Below are 20,977 nucleotides of genomic sequence, written 5' to 3'. Positions count from 1 at the left end.
GTCAGTTCTCCACCGAGTCTTATATAGTCTTTATCTATAATCTTTATATTACTTATAGTTATGTTCGCGCTTTGCGTGGTTACGCGATTTATTTTGAGCTTCGTATGAAAAACAATGATATCAAAGACAGCACACGACCGATGGGCCTGTTGTCACTAATATTGTCTTTTATGGCACTATTTGTGATCTCTGGCTTGTTGTTTTTCCCGATCGATCACGAAACCCGTCAAGTTCTTATCGGTCTGGATTTCATAATCTGTAGTATTTTTCTACTACAGCTCACCATTGATTTGATCCGGTCCACAGATCGCTGGTTATTCCTTAAACGTCATTGGATAGATTTCGTGGCGAGCATCCCATTGATAGAGCCCCTGCGCTTTGCTCGTATTTTTCATATTATGCGAGTGGTATTAGTACTGCGTTCGTCAAAGTTCATTTTGCATCAGCTCAAAGAAAACCGCCGCGAAACCACGGTCGCCTCTATACTGCTATTGATGGTTATCCTCATAACACTCGGTTCTAGTGCAATGCTGTTTATCGAAGCGAAAAACCCAGAAGCGAATATTCGTACTGGCGCCGATGCTTTGTGGTGGGTATTTGTAACAATCTCAACGGTTGGTTACGGCGATCATTATCCAGTGACCTCCATAGGAAAGTTTTTGGCTGTCATCATCATTGTTTGCGGGGTGGGTATCTTTGGTATGATCTCGGGTCTTATCACCTCTATCCTTACTGCCCCAACGAAACAACAGACGCACAGTTCAATCAATAAAGAACGTATGCTCGAGCAGCTCCTAACCCAACAAGCTCAAATACTAGAACGACTCGATTTCATGGAAAAAGAGCTACAACAACGTAAAACAGAGACAAAAAAATAGGACCATGCGGTCCTATTTTTTTGTTCTTATCACCAGAACGATCATTCACGCCAATAAGGCTGAACTTCCACACTGATCGCTCGGGTTTGATCCATTGCATGCAAAATTGAGCGCTCTTGACGGTGCAACCAGCGTTCTAACTGCTCTTTTTCTGCGTCTTCCAGCATATCAACCAACGGGAGCAAGTGGTTCAGCATTAGCAGATCATCGATACCATGCACTAGATCCGCCCATGGTAAACGGAAGCTGTTACGCTCATCCGAGTTATACAAACTCGCGAAACCAATACCAGTATAGAGGTTACGCAATAAGCGATAACGCTGATCAACGTACTCTTGCGCCGTCAAATCGCGCTCTGCTGGGAAAGCTTCCATTAGCTCAGCCCAAGTGCGATCGAGCTGAGTAACTGAAAACGGCATGATGTTACTTGCCATTTTTTCACGTGCTTTTTCATCAAGAAATGGCTGCCAACCGCGCGCTAAGATCCAGCGGCTTAGATCCAGCAGTAACCCTGTGTAACGCGCGGAATTGAGCAACCCTAGCACTTCTTCACGGCTTGGCAACTCTTGTAACTGCTGAGTCAACTCAGATACTAAGAACTTACGTGCATCCAACTTGCGCAGCACATTGCCTTTGTCATCTAAAAGCTCTTCAAGGTGTGCATGCTCATCCAACCAACTCAGTTCTTCTTCCAACCATTTAAGCTCTTGGCGCAGAATCGCGCTCGCGCGACGAGGGACAATCCCGCCAAAAATAGTCAATGTTTGACGAATGAAACGAATGGCATTACTGATTTCACGCAGTGCTTCCACGCTGTCACGCTCAGCATAAATTTGCTCGTGATAATGCCAATGAGACAAAGCGTGCTCTAAAGAGTTGATCAAGCAAAATTCAACGGTATCCGTCGGACTACTGTCCACAAGTGCCAATGATTTTACTTCATCACCCGCATAACCGCTTGCAAGTCGATAACCTTTCGCCGCTTTGCTCAAGTTACCCAAACGCATACCGCCTTGCTCGCAAAAGCTGCGTGCCAGCGTGAATAAAGCTTCGGTTTGGCCTGACTTAAGTTCCAGTTCAACTTCGCAAATCGGCTCTTGCTTCTCTTCTTCGTCTTCACCTTTGGCTACAACTAAGCCTTGGTCAAAGGCAACTTCAATCTGACTGCCATCGGGCATGCCAATCAGCCATTGTTCACGTGTGAAGTTGGTCGAGAATAATGGCATAAGCTCGGATTGCAGCGTTTCTGCATCTTTACCTGGAGGCCAAATATCTAGAGGATGAAGCGACAGATTAGGCTCGTCGCTAGTGTGCTCAGCATTGTATTCTGGTCTTTGATGTAAGCCTGCGACGACGCGTCCTGCTGTCTTTACGGTTTGGACGAATACATCATCAAAACGGCGAATTCTTAAACCAATGTCGTGCTTTCGAAGCCATTTATCGGCAGTATCAAAATAGGTGTTACCCAAGTCACGACAACTATGCTGAAGTACTTTTGTCTCAGAAATTTTTTCTTTTAAAGTTTCTGAAAATTCAGGAGAAACAAAAAACTTCAGTTCTATTTCGGTTTCCATAGCTATACCTTTCAAAGCAGATAGAAACAGGATATTGCGTAATTTCTCACACGGCAAGAGAGAAATATCGCCGGATTGATGATCTAAAACAGTTTTAATGAGCGATTTAATGCGTTACCATGCGCGCCTTTATAGCCATCGTTCAACATTTCGCCAAGCACTCAGAAATGGTGTATGTTTTTTTAAGGTTATAGTTATTAGGTTGAATGACCATGCCAGTAAATACAATTATGGGGTTATTTGCAAAGTCCCCAATTAAGCCTTTGCAACGCCACGTTGTGTGTGTCAACGAATGTTGTTCACACTTGGTGAAATTCTTTGAAGTATCTTCAAAGGGTGATTGGGAAAAAGCAGCAGAAATCCGTGCACAAATTTCTCACCTAGAGAAAGAAGCGGATGTGCTGAAACGTGAAATCCGTCTAAAACTGCCTCGCGGTTTGTTCATGCCAGTCGACCGTACTGACATGCTTGAGCTTTTGACTCAACAGGACAAACTTGCAAACCTGGCAAAAGACATTGCTGGCCGTGTATATGGTCGTCAACTTGTCATCCCTGAGGCTCTCCAACCAAACTTCCTCGCTTACGTTCAACGTTGTCTTGATGCTGCCGATCAGGCGCAAAAGGTAATCAATGAACTTGATGAATTGCTAGAAACCGGCTTCAAAGGCCGTGAAGTGACGCTCGTCGCTGAAATGATTCATCAATTAGACGTTATCGAAGATGATACCGATGCCATGCAGATTGAACTTCGCCAACAGTTGATGGTGATTGAAGCTGACATGAACCCTATCGATGTCATGTTCCTGTACAAGATTCTTGAATGGGTAGGTGGTATTGCCGACCAAGCGCAGCGCGTAGGTGCTCGTTTGGAAGTCATGCTATCTCGATCTTAAAACATAAAGTTAACGACATAACGAAGAGCATAATTAACACGTGTCATAGGGACGATGACTATTTTCATCGTCTTATGGTTTGGCGCGCGTAAAATTTTGTTCCGCTTGTTATAAAACAACTAGGTATTACGATGGATATCCTTGCGAACTACGGCACTGTCCTGATTATTGTTGCAGCGATTTTTGGTTTCATGATGGCGATTGGTATTGGCGCGAACGACGTTGCTAATGCGATGGGTACATCTGTAGGTTCAAAAGCGCTAACTGTAAAACAAGCTATCATCATTGCGATGATCTTCGAATTTGCAGGTGCTTACCTTGCAGGCGGTGAAGTAACCGACACTATCCGTAAAGGTGTAATCGAAACTTCTTTATTTGCTAGTCAACCAGATGTTCTTGTCTACGGCATGATGTCTGCGCTTTTAGCAGCAGGTACATGGCTGCTTCTTGCTTCTTACATGGGCTGGCCAGTATCAACGACTCACTCAATCATCGGTGCAATCATTGGTTTTGCATGCGTATCAGTAGGTACTGAAGCGGTTGACTGGGGCAGCGTTCAAGGCATTGTTGGTAGCTGGATTATTACGCCAGTGATTTCAGGTTTCTTTGCTTACGTTATCTTTGTCAGCGCACAGCGCCTGATTTTTGATACTGAGAACCCTCTGTTTAACGCGAAACGTTTTGTACCTGTTTACATGTTCATCACAACAATGGTGATTGCACTTGTAACCATCAAAAAAGGTCTAAAACACGTTGGTCTTCACCTGACCAATGGTGAAGCCTGGATGTGGGCAGCAGCAGTTTCAGCACTTGTGATGATTGGCGGCTACGTATACATCCAGAAAAAATTCGCTAATCGCGAAGAGGACCGCAGCTTTTCTGGCGTGGAAGGTATCTTCAGCGTTCTGATGGTTATCACCGCTTGTGCGATGGCATTTGCACACGGTTCAAACGACGTTGCAAACGCCATTGGTCCACTGTCTGCTGTCGTATCGACTGTTGAACACATGGGCGAAATCAGCACGAAAAGCGCCATCGCTTGGTGGATTCTACCTCTTGGTGGTATTGGTATCGTGGTCGGTCTTGCAACACTGGGTCACAAAGTAATGGCAACCGTTGGTACAGGCATCACTGAGCTAACGCCTAGCCGCGGTTTTGCAGCACAGCTAGCAACAGCATGTACGGTAGTTCTAGCGTCTGGTACAGGCCTGCCAATTTCAACCACTCAAACATTGGTTGGTGCGGTTCTCGGTGTTGGCTTTGCTCGTGGTATCGCAGCACTGAACCTAGGCGTAGTTCGTAACATCGTGGCATCATGGATCGTTACACTACCAGCGGGTGCGTTATTGGCCGTAGTATTCTTCTACGGACTTCAAGCGATGTTCGCTTAAGACACTCGTCAATAGAATGTAAGCGCTTTGTCATTATTGACTCAAACGCACAGAAAGGGAGGCTTTGCCTCCCTTCTTTGTTGCACCGAGGTTTGAAACTGCATACTATTCGTCTATTTCCGGCTCCAATCATTCGGTGCCAACGCTGTCTCCAAGAAAAATCGTTAAGGGATTTACTGTGAAAAAACTAATCATCACGGTTTTGTTTACTTTGCTAGCAGCGCCAGCGGCCCTAGCAGCAGACCGTTATATTTCTGATGACCTCTTCACTTTTATGCACTCAGGTCCAAATAACACCTACCGTATTATCGGTAGTGTTAACGCCGGTTCTAAAGTACAACTGATTAAAACCAACCGAGATACTGGCTATACGCAAGTTCGTGATGACCGTGGTCGCACTGGTTGGGTACAAAGCAAGTTTGTGACAAACCAAGAGAGCATGGCAATTCGCCTTCCTCGCATTGAGAAAGAGCTAGCCGAAGTAAAAGAGCAGCTTGCTAATGCTCGTCAAACTTCTGATGCAGAGAAAGCCGGTCTTGTTACCTCTCTCGAAACACGTAACCAACAAATTTCAGATCTAGAAAATAAATACTCTGAGATCAGTGATCAGCTTACTTCTGTTGAAACAGAAAACCGCGAGCTACGCGCAAAACTGGATACACAAAAAGATGACATGCTGCTTAAGTACTTCACTTATGGCGGCGGTGTCGCAGGTTTAGGTTTACTATTTGGTTTGATTCTTCCGCATGTCATGCCTCGTAGAAAGCGCTCTCCTGCGGGTTGGGCATAAACCCTTACGCTTTTATCTTTAAAAAGAACGCAAAAGCCAGTCGATATTGACTGGCTTTTTAGTTTGCTTCGTTTGATAGAAGTGAGTACTACTCCCCCATTGAACTAGAGGCTCGACGACGATCCGTTGCGCCATAAAGCTTGCCATCTTTTAGCTCAATTGCATTCAAACCGCTTACCACTGGAATAACGTGCACTGGGTAGCCAAGCTCCATAAACTCAGGCACCAACATTTCTGCGAACGTTTTCTTTTCCACCAGCAAACCAGTCGGGTCATAAGACTTGGTGCGGTCTATCTTAGTGCCATACTGGATGTTTGGTAAGTCAATAGCCTCTTGCGCTGATAAGTTCCAATCCAGCACCCCAACCACGGTTTTGAGTACATACCCCGGGATTTGTGAACTACCTGGTGACCCAACCACCAAACGCAAATTATCATCACTGTCCATCACCATTAATGGCGTAATAGCCGAACGTGGACGCTTGCCCGCTTCAATTGAGTTTTGCGTAGGTTTGCCGTTAACCGTTGGCAGAGGTGAGAAGTTAGCCATCTGCGCGTTCAAGATAACGCCATCGACCATGACACCCGAGCCCATACCCGTTCCTACCGTACTAGTCATCGCTATTGCATTTCCGTCTCTATCGACGATAGAAATATGCCCTGTATCTTTGCTCTCGAAGCCTTGATATTGCGCATACTGAGTTTGCGTCATCTGTCCTGCTTTTGGATCCTCTTTTGAAGTGCCATTGTCAGGGATTAAATCACGTCTCTGATCTAGATAGGCTTTAGACAACAACTGTTCAACTGGCGCTTCCACATAATCCGGATCTCCGGCATACGCAATACGATCGGCTTTTGCAATTCGCATCGCTTCAGTCATGAGACGCCAAGGTTCCACATCCGTTTTCGCCATATGGGCAATGTCATAGGGTGCAAGCAGTTCAAGACTCTGAGCGACCATCACACCGCCCGAAGCTGGGTAACCAAAAGAGACGATTTTATTCCCACGGTAGTCGCTCTCAATGATGTCACGCTGCTTCACTTGGTAATGTTTAAAATCTTCTAAAGACAACTTCTCGTGTTGGTCGTCAATACGACTATTAACCGTCTCTACGATGTGCTGACCAAGCTCACCACCATAAAGGTAACGATCGCCTTGTTGCGCGATCTTCCTCAGCGTCTCAGCCATCTTAGGGTTCTTCATCAAGGTTCCCGTCGGCTTAATATCGTCCCCTTGCCAATACAAGGCTTTCACTTCCGGATCTTGCTCAAGTCGGCTTTGCTCTCTTACTACGATGTCGTAGGTGTAGCTGTTCATCGCGTACCCATTGCTCGCCAATGTAATTGCCGGCTTAATCAGCTCTGCCCATGGCAACTTGCCGTATTGTTCATGAGTGGTGTAAAGCAACCGCAACGTGCCCGGAACCGCAACAGAACGAGGGCCTAATATTTCGTTGCGACTGAGTACTTCCCCATTCTCAACAAACATTTCAGGGTTCGCGCTAGAGGGCGCTTCATCTCGACCATCAAGGGCCAGAAATTTTTTCTCGTCATGTTGATAAAACAGCGCGAAAGTCCCGCCGCCAATTCCGGTCATATCTGGCTCAACGACAGACATCACCATCTGCATCGCGACCATAGCATCAACAGCGTTACCGCCTTCTTTCAATATTGAGTAACCGGTACTGCTCACGTAAGGATTCGTCGCACTGACCATGAAATCTTGCCCGCGACTATCTGGTGTAACTGGGAATGGGTCTGGCTTTGCTGCATAGCTTGTCGATGCAACAATGCTTAAAGAAAAAATCAGAATACGCATGTGTCTCTGTTTAGACTCCTATTATGTGATGGGGTCTAACGTGGACCAAGTCATTACTCCGAAGTTCGTGAAGATGGTGTCTTTTTACACAACGCTGACTGGAATCGCGCTATCAATAGATGAATGATATTGGTGCTATTTAAACGACTGAGAAAAGCTATATTTTGCTTGTTTGAGTATCTAAAAATCATCACCAGAATAGATGCAAAAGATGCTCTGAAAAATAAAAAGCCAGCGATATGATTTCGCTGGCTTGATGTGTTTCTACAAGAGTTACCCTTTCCACTCATACAACGCTGGTATACGAATTTGCTCACCTTGGAACTCAACAATCACAGCTTGCGGTTGTATTTCTCTTAGAGTGACCTGATCATCAACGACATCCCCTTGATGATACTCAACATTGTTAATTTTCACCCAACGGCGTTTTTCATCACTAGCGTACATATGGGTTTGCAAATTAAGCGCAGGTAGACGCCCTTGCCACTGGTGAGCGTTGCGCTCTAAATCGTTCACGCGTGCCGTTTGTGATGAAGAGTTGTCATCATCTCGGGATAAGGCATTTTCGACCTTCCTAGCTAAATCAGGAGATAATGAGGATAAATCCAGATCATCCAAAGACAACCCGAGGTCCTCTTCAGCAGCAGAAGTCGCTTGGGTTGATGCTGAGTTGCGTGTTTCATCTCTGCTTGGTGTATGGCTCGTGTATTCATCGGGGGTGGTAAATGTACCAAAATCACGCGATAGCTCTGCACTTGGCCACTCTCTTGGCAATTGGGCCAACTGGGTGTTCTCTGGATAGTCTAATACTTTGAAAGGTGATACCACTTCGACCTTTTCTATCGGGGACGTTGTATCTACTTCAGCACTCGGTGCAAAGAGATCTAAGTACCAAGCGACTCCGATAGCAGAAGCAGTGATTGGCAGCAAGAACAGACCTATATGTTTCACAGCTGACATTATGCGTCCTCCTTCTCGATTCTCGCCAGTTGAGGCGCATCTGGCTGAACATTTTGCTGAAGTCGGTCTAGCGTTCGCTTACCTGCAATACCATCGACACCAATTCCTTGCCAACGTTGAAATAACTCGACTCGCTCTTTCATCGCACCATCAAAAATAGACGTTTCAAGCAGTGGCTCACTCACCGCTTCTGCTAATAATCGGTCTAATACTTCAATCGCAGGGCCTTCCATGTCTAAACGTAATGTTTCATTCAGCGGAGCATGCCACAGTTCGATAATATTGCCCTGCCACAACGGCTTTAGCCACGAAACTGGCAGACGGAGACGCTGCTTACCATTGAGCACTTCAGCTTGATCATTACCGACGGCATATAGAATGACATACCCAACATCACCTTGATAATTCAACTCCAAGATCACAGGGCGATTTTGTTGCATCAACAGCGGCCAAGTCGCCATTTTACGCTCACAACGCATAGTCGACTGCGGTTCTGACAAACAAAGATTATCGCGAACCGATGCTTGATACCCCCACAAACGATACAAATCATTTACAGCGAGGTTCGACTGTTTTTGTGTTAACAATAAATCACGCTGCTCATCCGTTAACTGTTGGCTGACGACGGTTGGTGTTGGCTCTACTCTTGGCTCCGTCACTTGTGTCAACACTGACGTCGCTTGAGCTGGCATATAATTCACGACCGCCCACCCCGTACTTAATGCAGCAATAAGGCCTACCGTGACAGAGCCCCAAGCAGGCCAACGGAAAGTCCGGCGCTCTTTTTTATCTTGCTGATAAATATCTGCCTGAAACTGCATCACCTCTTCACAGGCCTGCTGAACGGTTTGCTTATCCACAACCACATTACCCTGGTGATAACTAATGTTGAGGGATTTGTCACAGATAAGGTTGATGAGCCGCGGTATACCGTGACTGTATTTGGCTATAAGTTTACAAGAAGCACGATTAAACAGTTGCTGGTTGCCACCTGCTGTATGTAGTCGAAATGCGATGTAATCTTCTGTCTCTTTTTCATCCAACGGCAACAGGTGATAACGCCCAGTAATACGCTGGGCAAGTTGGCGTAGTTGTGTTGTTTGTAATAACCGCTGCAATTCAGGCTGCCCGACCAACAACACTTTGAGCAGTTTTCTGGTATCGGTTTCCAAGTTGGTCAACAAGCGCAACTGCTCTAGAACGTCGGCAGCAAGGTGTTGAGCCTCATCAATGACCAGCAATGTCTGCCAGCCTGAACGATAATTACGCAGCAAATATTGATGGATAACCTGGTTTAGCTGTTTGAGGTTTGCGTCTGGCGGATAGGTGATTTTGAACTCATCACAAATGGCTTCGAGCAAATCTCTACTCGAAAACGTGGGATTGAGGATAAGACCCGCTTTGGTGTTATCACCCAAATTCGCCAGCATCGCTTTTGCGACAGTCGTTTTGCCTGTACCTACTTCGCCAGTAAGCATAGCAAAGCCACCGCCATCGCCTAGCCCAGCTTGGAGATGTGTGATTGCCTCTTTGTGACGTTGGCTCAAATACAAATAACGTGAGTTTGGAACAATCGAAAATGGTTGTTCGACAAACCCAAAAAAGTCCTTATACATTAGGCTCTCCAGCTAAAAAACCACCTGGGAATAGTCAGACATGGTATAAACGCTCTTCTTCTATTCTTAGGAGTAAAGAAAAGTACCATTGCTTGCTACAATGTCCAACGGCATATCCATAAATTAAGAGGTAATTCGTGCAAGTTTATTTAGTAGGTGGCGCAGTTCGAGATAAATTGCTCGGAATTGATAGTTATGACAACGACTGGGTGGTCGTAGGCGCGACGCCCGAGATGATGCTGTCCCAAGGATACACCGCCGTTGGTAAAGACTTTCCTGTATTTCTGCATCCCAAAAGTAAAGAAGAATATGCCCTTGCACGAACAGAGAGAAAGTCAGGTTCTGGTTACACTGGTTTTGAATGTTTCTTCGATCAAAACGTCACCTTAGAAGAAGATTTGATACGTCGTGATTTAACCATTAACGCGATGGCAATGGAGAGTGATGGCACGATCCATGACCCATATGGTGGCCAGCAAGATCTCAACGATAAACTGCTACGCCATGTATCAGACGCCTTTATTGAAGACCCTCTACGCGTTTTACGTGTCGCTCGCTTCGCAGCGAAGCTTGCTGATCTAAACTTTACGGTTGCCGACGAAACCATGCGGTTAATGCGTCACATGGCAGAGTCCGGAGAGCTGAGCACACTGACTCCCGAGCGTGTTTGGCAAGAATGGCATAAATCTCTCTCTACTCCTCGCCCTGATATTTTCTTATCGGTTCTACGAGACTGTGGTGCATTAACCGTGGTGTTACCTGAAATTGATGCACTATTTGGCGTACCTCAACCTGAGAAGTGGCATCCAGAAATCGATACTGGCATCCATACTTTGATGGTGGCAGAGCAAGCCGCAAAATTGAGTAAATCACTCCCCGTCAGGTTTGCCGCCCAAGTGCATGACTTGGGTAAGGGCGTGACGCCAGAGAGCGAATGGCCAAGCCACAAAATGCATTGCCATACAGGATTAAAACTGATCAAAAAGCTGTGCGAACGTGTCCGGGTACCAAATGAGTTTCGTGATTTAGCCTTGATGGTGTGCGAACAGCACTCCAATATTCATCGCGCGGCTGAACTTAAACCACAAACCATAATTAAAATACTCAATAAACTTGATGTGTGGCGTAAGTCCGAACGTCTGCAAGATATCTTGCTTTGCTGCCAAGCGGATCACGCTGGTCGTAAAGGACTGGAAACGCAACCATATCCACAGGCGGATATTTTTAGGCAAGCCTACCAAGCAGCAGCGGCAGTTGACGTTCAAGCCATTATCAAAGAGGGCTTTAAAGGCCCTGCGATTCGTGACGAGCAAGAAAAACGACGTATTGAAGCAGTGAAAGCAGCACTTAAGAAGTAACGAACAAACAAAAACGCCCGCGGATTTCGCGGGCGTTTTTCGTTAACATCAATTATGCACTTAATAGAAAAGCGAACAAACCGACGCCCAAAATGAGACGGTAAATCACAAACGGTGTCATGCCCATTCGTGAAATCATCTTCAAGAAGAAGTGGATACAGATGTACGCACTGATAAACGATGTGATAATGCCAGTCATTAAGAAACCAACATGGACAGGTTCACCACTGGTCACTAACTTCATGCCTAAGTAGCTACCAGCTAATGTAATGATTGGGATCGACATTAAAAACGAAAATCGGGCAGCCGCTTCTCGAGTAAAGCCAAGGTAAAGCGCTGCTGTGATGGTCGCCCCTGAACGTGAAGTTCCAGGAATCATCGCTAAGGCTTGAGCAATACCGATAAATACAGCTTTCTTCCAACCCGTTTGGTATTCATCGGCAACGAGTTTAGCGTTTTTGTCTACCCACCATAGCAACAGGCCAAATACGATCGTAGTAGTCGCGATGACGTAAGCGCTACGTAGATACACTTCAATGATGTCTTTCATCAATAAGCCGAACACACAAGCTGGAATCGTCGCAATCACGATCATCCAAGCCAATTTAGCTTCTTTACTGCGATCTCCTTTAAAGATCGAAGCAAATAACGCTTGAAACAAAGTGATTACTTCATGACGAAAATAGATCACGACAGCCATTAATGTACCGACGTGAACAGCAACATCAAAGGCTAGACCTTGGTCTTCCCATCCTAAAATAGCGGAAGGCAGGATCAAATGGGCAGAGCTTGAAATAGGCAAAAACTCTGTCAGCCCCTGAATCAGAGCCAAAATAAAGGCTTCAAAATAACTCATGTAAACAACTCAAATTAAAAATGAAAGGAAACGGGTTTGAGCGAATCGACTGGCTGCATAGCATGCCAAATGTCTGCGACTGTGCGTCCATCGCCTGGGATCACTAATTGCGGTTCGAGATCATACAGCGGCTTTGTGACAAAAGGATATTTGTAGATATCACTGCGAGGTAGCTCAGGTTTTTTCTTGGAGACGCGCTCACCGAACAACACTATATCGAGATCCAGTGTTCGATCCTGATACTTTTGCGCGTTTTCTTCGCGTCCCCACTTAAATTCAATCTCGCGTAGTTGATGGCTCAACTCTTCTAATGACAACTCGGTACGCATTGCAACGACAAAGTTGTAGAAATTCTTGCTGCTAAAACCAATAGGTTCGCATTCATATATCGGTGATACGAGGAGATTTTCTCCAAGCCGTTGCAGCTCCTGATACGCAGCAAGCACATGTTGCTCTCTTTCTACGTTCGTCCCAACACCGATATAGGTGGTGATCATGCTCGGCCTCGCTCAATCACCACACCAACAGCACGTGCTTGCGGCACGGCGCCAGGCTTCGCTAGGCGGATTTTCACCCAAGGCACTGAGAAACGCAGCATGATAAGCTCTGCTACTTCTTCAGCCACGCGCTCGACCAGTAAGAAACGACCATTTTCAATGTGGTTAAGTACCGCCTCACTCACCTGCGAATAATCCAGTGCATCTTGCACATCATCACTTTTGCCCGCAGGTTTATTATCGTGTGCCATTTCAATATCTAGAACCAACTTTTGTTTGATTTGTTGCTCCCAGTCGTACACGCCAATTGTGGTGATTACTTCTAACTGTTCAATAAAAACTTTATCCAGAGCCATCTTATGTCCTTCTATTACAGAGGTCGGATACCCGTGAGGGGTAATTTGATCGTAGTATTCTATACCTAAGTAACATTTACTTTGGTCATCACAATGTTACTTAGGTATAAACTGCGAAAGCATCTTTATATACAAGAAATCACATAATGCAAGCTCTATCACAGTGAGGATTTCTGCATTATGTAAATTCGGGGTATGATAGCAACTACGCGGGAACCGAGCATTAAATTCCAATCCATCAAGGACTTCTATGGACGCACTGGCACTGATAATGACAATGGCCGCCTATTTATTAGGTTCGGTTTCCAGTGCGGTTTTGATCTGTCGACTCTTAAAACTGCCAGACCCACGCAGTGTGGGATCTAACAATCCTGGAGCAACGAACGTATTGCGTATTGGCGGACGAGGAGCCGCTGTTTCAGTCTTGTTGTGCGATATGCTCAAAGGCACTATCCCCGTGTGGGGCGGATACTTTCTTGGTATCGACCCTATCATTCTTGGCGTCATCGCCATTGCTGCCTGTCTTGGCCACATGTACCCCATCTTTTTCCACTTTAAAGGCGGAAAAGGTGTCGCAACCGCGCTTGGCGCTATCGCTCCGATTGGTTTGGACTTAACAGGATTGGTGATGTTAACTTGGCTGTCAGTAGCCGCGCTATTCCGCTATTCATCCTTAGCGGCTCTCGTCACGGTTTTGGTCACTCCGTTTTATACTTGGATGTTTAAACCGCAATACACGTTACCTGTTGCTATGCTGTGTTGCTTAATCGTATTTAAGCATCATCAAAATATTCGTCGGCTTTTGTCTGGCGACGAGCCAAAAATCGGCGAGAAGAAACTGACACAAAAAAACTCGGCTTAATGCCGAGTTTTTCGTTTAAAGAGGGATGCATTGGTTACGCATGAACTCGATTCAGGAAGTTCAACAACATTTGGTTGACGAACTCCGGCTGTTCTAAACAACTGATGTGTCCCGCTTGCGGAATTTCTACCAACTCACTGCCCGTGATACAGTCTTTCATTAAATACGATTCGAAAACCGGGCGAGGCTTATCTTCACAGCCCACCGCAATTAACGTCGGCAGAGCGAATTTTTCCGAATCTTCAATCACATCACGGCGACCAAACACCATGCGCCCCATGCGAGCTACTTCCACCGCACGCTCACCGTTCAGCTCTTCTAAACTGCGTTTGAATGAAGCGACAAGTTTAGGGTTATCCTGATTGACGTTGTTGGCAAAGAACAGCGGCACAACGGCTTCAATAATTGGCGCAGGCACTGCTTGGACTTGGCTGATGGTATCAAGCATTGCAAAATACTTTTTATACGTAACTTCTGGCTCCCAGCCAATGAAGGTATCCATCAATACCAGTGACTTAACACGTTGCGGCGCTTGAGCCGTTAGCTCAGCTCCCCACATGCCGCCAACAGATAAGCCCACTATCGAGAATTCTTCGATATCTAAATGATCCATCAATGCCAACATATGTTGTGCATAGTCGGCCAATGACTGTGTCGATGCAGGTGCAGCGTCCGATTCACCATGTGCCCAAAGATCTGGCACAATACAACGGAATGACTGGCTTAAAACCTCAACTTGCGGCGCCCACATTTGGCTATCCCAAAGGTAACTATGACCAAATAGAAGCACAGGGCCCTCACCTTTATCTAGATAAGCAAGTTGCTGACCTTCAATTTCAAACTTATTCATTGTTATATCCATTTCTTATTCTTCCACGTCATCCTAGCACTGAAACAATAGCGAACTGCTCGCATCAGTCAGAATGTAAAACGAGGCGGTTCATTGAATAATTAAAAATAAAGGCCTCTGAGGAGCAGAGACCTTTATTACACAGAACCGGTTTCAAACCTACCGCATAAATTTGACTAAGCGACAGGTGTTAGTTGATCAATTGGCCAACGTGGACGAGCCTCTACTGACATATCAGCCACTTCGCCATTCTTCAAGCGCTGCATGCCTGCGTAAGCGATCATCGCACCGTTATCTGTACAGAACTCAGTACGTGGGTAGTAAACTTCGCCGCCAACTTTCTTCGCTAACTTCTCTAACTCAGCTCGCAAACGACGGTTAGCACTCACACCACCAGCAATAACAATGCGTTTCATGCCTGTTTGCTCAAGCGCGCGCTTACATTTAATAGCCAACGTAGCACACACAGCCTCTTCAAATGCCAATGCGATGTCCGCGCGAGTTTGCTCGTCATCACCGTTTGCAGCAATCGTGTTAGCCGTAAAGGTTTTTAGACCAGAGAAACTCATGTCCAAACCTGGCACATTCGTCATTGGGCGCGGGAACTTAAAGCGGCCCGGTGTACCTTTTTCCGCCAGTTTAGATAATAGTGGACCGCCTGGGTAATCCAAACCCATTAGCTTCGCTGTTTTATCAAACGCTTCGCCCGCCGCATCATCAATCGACTCACCTAGAATTTTGTACTCACCGATGCCTCTCACCTCCACCATCATAGAGTGACCGCCCGATACTAATACCGCCACAAACGGGAACGGTGGAGGGTTATCTTCCAACATTGGGGCCAATAGGTGACCTTCCATATGATGAACAGGTACCGCTGGCACTCCCCAAGCATAAGCAATACTGCGACCGATAGTCGCACCCACTAATAGCGCCCCAACAAGACCAGGCCCCGCGGTATACGCGACACCATCGATGTCTTTTGAAGTTAAGTTCGCTTCTCTTAGTGCCTCTTTAATAAGAGGAATGGTTTTCTTTACGTGGTCACGTGAAGCCAACTCAGGCACCACACCGCCGTAATCTGCGTGCAGTTTTACTTGGCTGTATAGCTTGTGTGACAAGAGACCGTTTTCATCGTCATAAATTGCGATGCCAGTCTCGTCACAAGAGGTTTCAATACCAATAATGCGCATGGTTTTCTCAGTATGCTTTCTGTATAGAGGAAATTTGGGCGTCATATTACCTCGCCTTGGTGCTGCAAACAAATTTTGTACAGACAATAATCGACAAAAGGCTTTACAAAGTAGTTGTGATCGGATTAAAATTCCGCACCATTTTTGATCAAGCTGGTAAGAGACCTAACAATTGTGATTTGGTCTGTTGAATACCAGCGTTAACGAATAACCCCTGAGGTGAAAGGCATATGCCAGTAGTTAAAGTACGTGAAAACGAACCGTTCGACGTTGCTCTACGTCGTTTTAAGCGCTCTTGCGAAAAAGCAGGTATCCTTTCTGAAGTGCGTCGTCGTGAGCACTACGAAAAACCAACTACAGTTCGCAAACGCGCTAAAGCAGCAGCTCAAAAGCGTCACGCTAAGAAGCTAGCTCGCGAAAACGCTCGTCGCGTTCGCCTGTACTAATAACTGAGCTCCAAAAGGAATTTAGTTATGGCTCTGATTGATCAACTCAAAGAAGAGCAAAAATTAGCGATGAAAGCCAAGGACAAATTGCGCCTTGGTACTATTCGTTTAGCCCTATCAGCAATCAAGCAACGTGAAGTTGACGAACAGATTACTCTGAACGATGACGACATTCTTGCAGTATTGACCAAGATGGTTAAACAACGTCGCGACTCTGTAGCGCAGTTTGAAGCAGCGGGTCGTCAAGATCTTGCTGATGCGGAACAAGCAGAAATTACCGTTCTTGAGGACTTTATGCCTCAACCACTGACAGACGAAGAAGTAGCGGCTCTCATCGAGAACGCGATTGCTGAATCTGGCGCAGCTGGCATGCAAGACATGGGCAAAGTAATGGGCGTTCTGAAACCGCAAATTCAAGGGCGTGCAGATATGGGTAAAGTAAGCGGTTTAGTTCGCGCTAAATTGGCTTAAGGTACCCCACCCAATTGCAGCAAGCCGTGCTATCCTTTGGAGCGCACGGCTTGTTTGTATCTGGATGGATGGAATGAAATCAATGGGCAATACGCTCATTCTTTTAAGGCATTCACTCCACTCATCATCTTCTTTTTTTGTTAGGTTTTATGGCTGGACACATCCCTCGCAGTTTTATCGATGACCTTCTAGCTCGACTTGATATTGTCGATATCATCGACGCACGTGTGAAACTTAAGAAAAAAGGCAAAAACTACGGCGCATGCTGCCCGTTCCACAACGAAAAGACACCCTCATTCAGTGTCAGTCAAGAAAAGCAGTTCTACCATTGTTTTGGTTGTGGCGCGCATGGAAATGCCATCGATTTTTTGATGGAATTCGACCGACTAGAATTCGTCGAAGCCATTGAAGAACTCGCTTCATACTTGGGTTTAGATGTTCCTCGCGAACAACGTAGCGGCGGTAATGGTTCGTTTCAGTCAGGCCCACAAGCAAGCAGCAGTGAAAAACGTAACCTATACGACTTAATGGGCAGCATTGCTCAATTTTATCGTAACCAACTCAAACAGCCAGCAAGTAAGGTGGCGATTGAGTATCTAAAAGATCGCGGCCTGTCTGGTGAAATCGTCCAGAAGTTTGGCATCGGCTATGTGGCTGATGAATGGGATTTAGTTCGTAAGAACTTTGGCCAGAATAAAGAAAACCAAGACATGCTCGTCACTGGCGGCATGTTGATTGAAAACGATAAAGGCAACCGCTACGACCGATTCCGTGGTCGAGTGATGTTTCCTATTCGAGACAGACGCGGTCGAGTAATAGGCTTTGGTGGTCGAGTATTAGGTGATGGGACACCAAAATATCTCAACTCACCCGAAACCCCGATATTTCATAAAGGTAAAGAGTTGTATGGCCTTTATGAAGTACTACAAGCGTACCGTGAGCCACCACAAATTTTAGTGGTTGAAGGCTATATGGATGTTGTCGCGCTTGCTCAATATGGCGTAGATTATTCCGTTGCCTCATTGGGAACCTCGACAACGGGCGATCACTTGCAAGTGTTATTCAGGCAAACAAGCACCGTCGTGTGTTGTTATGACGGTGACCGCGCAGGCCGTGAAGCCGCGTGGCGTGCCATGGAAAATGCATTGCCTTACCTAACGGATGGTCGCCAGTTAAAATTCATGTTTTTGCCGGATGGAGAAGATCCCGACTCTTATATCCGACAAAACGGAAAACAAGCATTTGAGCAGCAAGTGTCTAATGCGATGCCCTTGTCTGAATTCATGTTCAGCTCATTGACTCAGCAGGTCGATATGAGCACGAAAGAAGGCATGGCAAAACTGAGTACTCTTGCGGTTCCTCTCATTGATAAAGTCCCTGGCGGCACTTTAAGACTATACTTGAGAGAATTGCTTGGCCGCCGTTTGGGTTTGGTTGATGAACGCCAACTACAGCAGCTAATTTCAAAACAAGGTAAAGAGGATAAAAGGCCTCAACCTCATAAAGAAATCAAGCGAACGCCGATGCGAGAAGTGATCGCGTTACTGATTCAAAACCCACAATACGTAAGTATGGTGCCAGATCTAACTAGCGTTAGAGATTTGCCCATTCCTGGTCTAAGTTTATTTGTTGATGTACTTGATAAATGCCAAGCGCATCCCCATATCAACACAGGCCAATTATTAGAGCATTGGCGAAACAGCCAAAATGAGACCCTTCTGTCTCGTCTCGCGAGTTGGGACATTCCACTCGATGAGGACAACCAAGAAGAAATCTTTTTAGACTCACTGGATAAAATTATTGCCCAGTGCGTAGAAAAACAAATTGAAAACCTGCAGGCCAAAGCAAGAAGTGTCGGTTTATCAGCCGAAGAGAAAAGGGAGCTGCTAGCACTTATGCTAGATTTAAAAGCGTAACCCTGTTTAATTAGTCAGCAACGATTTAATTTGTTATAGTAAGTGGTTTGCATTTCGCATACTGATTCCTTCACCAGATTACGAAGTTGGATACCGTCTATGGATCACAATCCGCAGTCACAGCTAAAGTCACTTGTTATTAAAGGCAAGGAACAAGGCTATCTGACCTACGCCGAAGTAAATGACCACCTACCTGCTGAAATCGTAGATTCAGAACAGGTAGAAGACATCATTCAGATGATCAACGACATGGGCATTAAGGTAGTAGAAACTGCTCCTGATGCTGATGATTTAGCACTGAACGATGACACAAATATTACCGATGAAGATGCAGCCGAAGCTGCAGCCGCTGCACTTTCTAGCGTAGAGAGTGAGATTGGTCGTACAACAGACCCAGTACGTATGTACATGCGTGAGATGGGTACTGTCGAACTTCTAACTCGCGAAGGCGAAATCGACATCGCAAAACGTATTGAAGAAGGTATTAACCAAGTTCAATCGTCTGTTGCTGAATACCCAGGCACAATTCCGTACATTCTTGAGCAATTTGACAAAGTTCAAGCTGAAGAACTACGTCTTACAGACCTAATTTCAGGTTTTGTAGATCCAGATGCTGACGACACCGCTGCACCAACGGCAACACACATCGGTTCTGAACTGACTGAATCTCAGTTAGAAGAAGAAGACGATGAAGACGTTGATGACGACGAAGATAGCGATGACGATTCAGATGATTCTGAAGAAGATGTAGGTATCGATCCTGAATTAGCGCTAGAGAAATTCAACCAACTACGCAGCACCTATCAAAATCTTCAATTAGCAATCAACGAGTACGGCTATAACAGCCCGAAAGCAACCGTTGCTAATGAAATGATGCTAGACGTATTCCGCGAGTTTCGTCTAACGCCTAAACAGTTTGATCACCTAGTGAATGAACTGCGTACTGCTATGGATCGCGTTCGTACTCAAGAGCGTCTGATCATGAAGTCTGTGGTTGAATACGGCAAAATGCCGAAGAAATCATTCATCGCGCTGTTCACTGGTAATGAATCAAGTGAAGCTTGGCTGGATGAAGTTCTTGCTTCAGACAAGCCATACGCTGAAAAGATCAAACGTAACGAAGAAGAAATCCGTCGTTCAATCGCTAAACTAAAAATGATTGAAGAAGAGACTTCTCTAAACGTACAGAACATTAAAGACATCAGCCGTCGTATGTCTATCGGTGAAGCAAAAGCTCGCCGTGCGAAGAAAGAGATGGTTGAAGCGAACTTGCGTCTTGTAATTTCTATCGCGAAGAAATACACCAACCGTGGCCTACAGTTCTTGGATCTGATCCAAGAAGGTAACATCGGTCTGATGAAAGCGGTAGATAAGTTCGAATATCGTCGTGGTTACAAGTTCTCGACTTACGCAACGTGGTGGATCCGTCAGGCAATCACTCGTTCAATCGCGGACCAAGCACGTACGATTCGTATCCCGGTACACATGATCGAAACGATCAACAAGCTAAACCGTATTTCTCGTCAAATGTTGCAAGAGATGGGTCGCGAGCCACTACCGGAAGAACTGGCAGAGCGCATGCAAATGCCAGAAGACAAGATTCGTAAAGTTCTAAAAATCGCTAAAGAGCCTATCTCAATGGAGACACCAATCGGTGACGACGAAGATTCGCATCTAGGTGATTTTATCGAAGATACAACGCTAGAACTTCCGCTAGATTCTGCAACTGCAACTAGCCTTAAGGTGGCAACAAAAGACGTGCTTGCAGGTCTAACGCCACGTGAAGCGAAAGTACTTCGTATGCGTTTTGGTATTGACATGAACACTGACCATACTCTAGAAGAAGTTGGTAAGCAGTTCGACGTTACTCGTGAGCGTATCCGTCAGATCGAAGCAAAAGCACTACGTAAACTTCGCCACCCAAGCCGCTCAGAGACTCTGCGCAGCTTCCTAGACGAATAATCGCAGCGCATACAAGCTTTTAGAAATCAAAAAAGGTGACTTTAGGTCACCTTTTTTATTATCTACTGTTCTAAGTGGATAAAAACTAAGCGCAATTGCCCTAGTTGGTATCTAGACACCTTGCAACGCTTCCCCTATAATCGTTGTCCTATTAAGGCCCCTTAGCTCAGTGGTTAGAGCAGTCGACTCATAATCGATTGGTCCCCCGTTCAAGTCGGGGAGGGGCCACCATTCAAATCAAGCACTTATCGCTTACCCTTCTTTGAATGTTGCCTTTTATTCCGTCCCG

General features: G+C 45.7%; 19 protein-coding genes and 1 tRNA gene. 11 read left to right on the top strand and 9 right to left on the bottom strand.

Going from position 1 to position 20,977, the window contains the following annotated elements:
* Nucleotides 1-104 precede the first annotated feature (104 nt).
* Nucleotides 105-878 (top strand): potassium channel family protein, encoded by a 774-nt coding sequence (locus R7Z10_RS20220; protein ID WP_025768395.1) that lies wholly within the window; start codon nt 105-107, stop codon nt 876-878.
* 41 nt (nt 879-919) lie between these two features.
* Here R7Z10_RS20220 and R7Z10_RS20215 read toward each other — a convergent pair whose 3' ends face one another.
* Nucleotides 920-2,452: an inorganic triphosphatase gene (locus R7Z10_RS20215; RefSeq protein ID WP_005379894.1), complete on the bottom strand. Its 1,533-nt coding sequence runs from the start codon at nt 2,450-2,452 to the stop codon at nt 920-922.
* Nucleotides 2,453-2,664: 212 nt separating this feature from the next.
* On the opposite strand from R7Z10_RS20215, the gene R7Z10_RS20210 reads away from it, so the two are divergent.
* The 3 genes from R7Z10_RS20210 (at nt 2,665) to R7Z10_RS20200 (ending at nt 5,526) form a co-directional block, all read left to right on the top strand.
* Entirely contained in the window at nt 2,665-3,345 is a 681-nt protein-coding gene (locus tag R7Z10_RS20210; RefSeq protein WP_005379896.1) for a TIGR00153 family protein, read from the top strand.
* Nucleotides 3,346-3,476: 131 nt separating this feature from the next.
* The gene (locus tag R7Z10_RS20205) at nt 3,477-4,736 is read left to right on the top strand and encodes an inorganic phosphate transporter (RefSeq protein WP_017820251.1); all 1,260 of its coding nucleotides are present in this window, start codon (nt 3,477-3,479) and stop codon (nt 4,734-4,736) included.
* A 178-nt stretch (nt 4,737-4,914) separates the two neighbouring features.
* Complete coding sequence (locus tag R7Z10_RS20200; protein ID WP_005379900.1) at nt 4,915-5,526, top strand: TIGR04211 family SH3 domain-containing protein; 612 nt, start codon at nt 4,915-4,917, stop codon at nt 5,524-5,526.
* 88 nt (nt 5,527-5,614) lie between these two features.
* Here R7Z10_RS20200 and ggt read toward each other — a convergent pair whose 3' ends face one another.
* The 3 genes from ggt to R7Z10_RS20185 form a co-directional block, all read right to left on the bottom strand.
* Nucleotides 5,615-7,345, bottom strand: a complete 1,731-nt coding sequence (gene ggt, locus R7Z10_RS20195; RefSeq protein WP_318100778.1) for a gamma-glutamyltransferase — start codon at nt 7,343-7,345, stop codon at nt 5,615-5,617.
* A 273-nt stretch (nt 7,346-7,618) separates the two neighbouring features.
* Nucleotides 7,619-8,305, bottom strand: coding sequence for a general secretion pathway protein GspB (locus tag R7Z10_RS20190; protein ID WP_318100782.1), 687 nt, complete (start codon nt 8,303-8,305; stop codon nt 7,619-7,621).
* Nucleotides 8,305-9,921, bottom strand: a complete 1,617-nt coding sequence (locus R7Z10_RS20185; RefSeq protein WP_193837544.1) for an ExeA family protein — start codon at nt 9,919-9,921, stop codon at nt 8,305-8,307. Before R7Z10_RS20185 ends, R7Z10_RS20190 begins: the two co-directional genes overlap by 1 nt.
* A gap of 137 nt (nt 9,922-10,058) precedes the next feature.
* Here R7Z10_RS20185 and R7Z10_RS20180 point away from each other — a divergent pair, with 137 nt between their 5' ends.
* Nucleotides 10,059-11,279, top strand: coding sequence for a multifunctional CCA addition/repair protein (locus R7Z10_RS20180; RefSeq protein WP_318100786.1), 1,221 nt, complete (start codon nt 10,059-10,061; stop codon nt 11,277-11,279).
* A 52-nt stretch (nt 11,280-11,331) separates the two neighbouring features.
* Here the strand turns inward: R7Z10_RS20180 and R7Z10_RS20175 are convergent, their stop codons facing one another.
* Genes R7Z10_RS20175 through folB form a run of 3 tightly spaced genes read right to left on the bottom strand, consistent with a single transcriptional unit; the run spans nt 11,332 to nt 12,988 of the window.
* Entirely contained in the window at nt 11,332-12,135 is an 804-nt protein-coding gene (locus R7Z10_RS20175) for an undecaprenyl-diphosphate phosphatase (RefSeq protein WP_017820255.1), read from the bottom strand.
* A 14-nt stretch (nt 12,136-12,149) separates the two neighbouring features.
* Nucleotides 12,150-12,632, bottom strand: a complete 483-nt coding sequence (gene folK / locus R7Z10_RS20170) for a 2-amino-4-hydroxy-6-hydroxymethyldihydropteridine diphosphokinase (protein WP_005387457.1) — start codon at nt 12,630-12,632, stop codon at nt 12,150-12,152.
* Entirely contained in the window at nt 12,629-12,988 is a 360-nt protein-coding gene (gene folB / locus R7Z10_RS20165; RefSeq protein WP_005379859.1) for a bifunctional dihydroneopterin aldolase/7,8-dihydroneopterin epimerase, read from the bottom strand. Before folB ends, folK begins: the two co-directional genes overlap by 4 nt.
* Nucleotides 12,989-13,238: 250 nt before the next feature.
* Between folB and plsY the strand changes: the two genes are divergently transcribed.
* Entirely contained in the window at nt 13,239-13,850 is a 612-nt protein-coding gene (gene plsY / locus R7Z10_RS20160; RefSeq protein WP_005379857.1) for a glycerol-3-phosphate 1-O-acyltransferase PlsY, read from the top strand.
* Between the two features lie 34 nt (nt 13,851-13,884).
* On the opposite strand, the gene R7Z10_RS20155 is transcribed toward plsY, so the two are convergent.
* Nucleotides 13,885-14,700 (bottom strand): alpha/beta fold hydrolase, encoded by an 816-nt coding sequence (locus tag R7Z10_RS20155; protein WP_005379855.1) that lies wholly within the window; start codon nt 14,698-14,700, stop codon nt 13,885-13,887.
* 176 nt (nt 14,701-14,876) lie between these two features.
* A complete protein-coding gene (tsaD, locus tag R7Z10_RS20150) occupies nt 14,877-15,893 on the bottom strand; it encodes a tRNA (adenosine(37)-N6)-threonylcarbamoyltransferase complex transferase subunit TsaD (RefSeq protein WP_206971394.1) in 1,017 nt (338 codons plus the stop codon).
* Between the two features lie 230 nt (nt 15,894-16,123).
* Between tsaD and rpsU the strand changes: the two genes are divergently transcribed.
* The 5 genes from rpsU (at nt 16,124) to R7Z10_RS20125 (ending at nt 20,919) form a co-directional block, all read left to right on the top strand.
* The gene (gene rpsU / locus R7Z10_RS20145) at nt 16,124-16,339 is read left to right on the top strand and encodes a 30S ribosomal protein S21 (protein WP_001145625.1); all 216 of its coding nucleotides are present in this window, start codon (nt 16,124-16,126) and stop codon (nt 16,337-16,339) included.
* Between the two features lie 27 nt (nt 16,340-16,366).
* Entirely contained in the window at nt 16,367-16,810 is a 444-nt protein-coding gene (locus R7Z10_RS20140; protein WP_005379720.1) for a GatB/YqeY domain-containing protein, read from the top strand.
* Nucleotides 16,811-16,959: 149 nt separating this feature from the next.
* Nucleotides 16,960-18,726, top strand: a complete 1,767-nt coding sequence (gene dnaG / locus R7Z10_RS20135; protein ID WP_005379719.1) for a DNA primase — start codon at nt 16,960-16,962, stop codon at nt 18,724-18,726.
* A gap of 99 nt (nt 18,727-18,825) precedes the next feature.
* Nucleotides 18,826-20,688 (top strand): RNA polymerase sigma factor RpoD, encoded by a 1,863-nt coding sequence (gene rpoD / locus R7Z10_RS20130; RefSeq protein WP_005395986.1) that lies wholly within the window; start codon nt 18,826-18,828, stop codon nt 20,686-20,688.
* 155 nt (nt 20,689-20,843) lie between these two features.
* Nucleotides 20,844-20,919 (top strand) — tRNA-Ile (locus tag R7Z10_RS20125).
* The last annotated feature ends 58 nt before the right edge of the window (nt 20,920-20,977 follow it).

This window comes from Vibrio sp. Vb1018 (genome assembly GCF_033338775.1).
Taxonomy (GTDB): domain Bacteria; phylum Pseudomonadota; class Gammaproteobacteria; order Enterobacterales; family Vibrionaceae; genus Vibrio; species Vibrio alginolyticus.
This window is presented reverse-complemented; position numbering and strand designations above follow the sequence as displayed.

Bases quoted from the DNA above. Each gene is read 5' to 3' on its own strand.
- R7Z10_RS20140 (WP_005379720.1), top strand. From the start codon at position 16,367: ATGGCTCTGATTGATCAACTCAAAGAAGAGCAAAAATTAGCGATGAAA.
- ggt (WP_318100778.1), bottom strand. From the start codon at position 7,345: ATGCGTATTCTGATTTTTTCTTTAAGCATTGTTGCATCGACAAGCTAT.
- R7Z10_RS20175 (WP_017820255.1), bottom strand. From the start codon at position 12,135: ATGAGTTATTTTGAAGCCTTTATTTTGGCTCTGATTCAGGGGCTGACA.
- rpsU (WP_001145625.1), top strand. From the start codon at position 16,124: ATGCCAGTAGTTAAAGTACGTGAAAACGAACCGTTCGACGTTGCTCTA.
- folK (WP_005387457.1), bottom strand. From the start codon at position 12,632: ATGATCACCACCTATATCGGTGTTGGGACGAACGTAGAAAGAGAGCAA.
- plsY (WP_005379857.1), top strand. From the start codon at position 13,239: ATGGACGCACTGGCACTGATAATGACAATGGCCGCCTATTTATTAGGT.
- R7Z10_RS20190 (WP_318100782.1), bottom strand. From the start codon at position 8,305: ATGTCAGCTGTGAAACATATAGGTCTGTTCTTGCTGCCAATCACTGCT.
- folB (WP_005379859.1), bottom strand. From the start codon at position 12,988: ATGGCTCTGGATAAAGTTTTTATTGAACAGTTAGAAGTAATCACCACA.
- R7Z10_RS20205 (WP_017820251.1), top strand. From the start codon at position 3,477: ATGGATATCCTTGCGAACTACGGCACTGTCCTGATTATTGTTGCAGCG.
- R7Z10_RS20220 (WP_025768395.1), top strand. From the start codon at position 105: ATGAAAAACAATGATATCAAAGACAGCACACGACCGATGGGCCTGTTG.
- R7Z10_RS20155 (WP_005379855.1), bottom strand. From the start codon at position 14,700: ATGAATAAGTTTGAAATTGAAGGTCAGCAACTTGCTTATCTAGATAAA.
- tsaD (WP_206971394.1), bottom strand. From the start codon at position 15,893: ATGCGCATTATTGGTATTGAAACCTCTTGTGACGAGACTGGCATCGCA.
- R7Z10_RS20215 (WP_005379894.1), bottom strand. From the start codon at position 2,452: ATGGAAACCGAAATAGAACTGAAGTTTTTTGTTTCTCCTGAATTTTCA.
- rpoD (WP_005395986.1), top strand. From the start codon at position 18,826: ATGGATCACAATCCGCAGTCACAGCTAAAGTCACTTGTTATTAAAGGC.
- R7Z10_RS20185 (WP_193837544.1), bottom strand. From the start codon at position 9,921: ATGTATAAGGACTTTTTTGGGTTTGTCGAACAACCATTTTCGATTGTT.
- R7Z10_RS20210 (WP_005379896.1), top strand. From the start codon at position 2,665: ATGCCAGTAAATACAATTATGGGGTTATTTGCAAAGTCCCCAATTAAG.
- dnaG (WP_005379719.1), top strand. From the start codon at position 16,960: ATGGCTGGACACATCCCTCGCAGTTTTATCGATGACCTTCTAGCTCGA.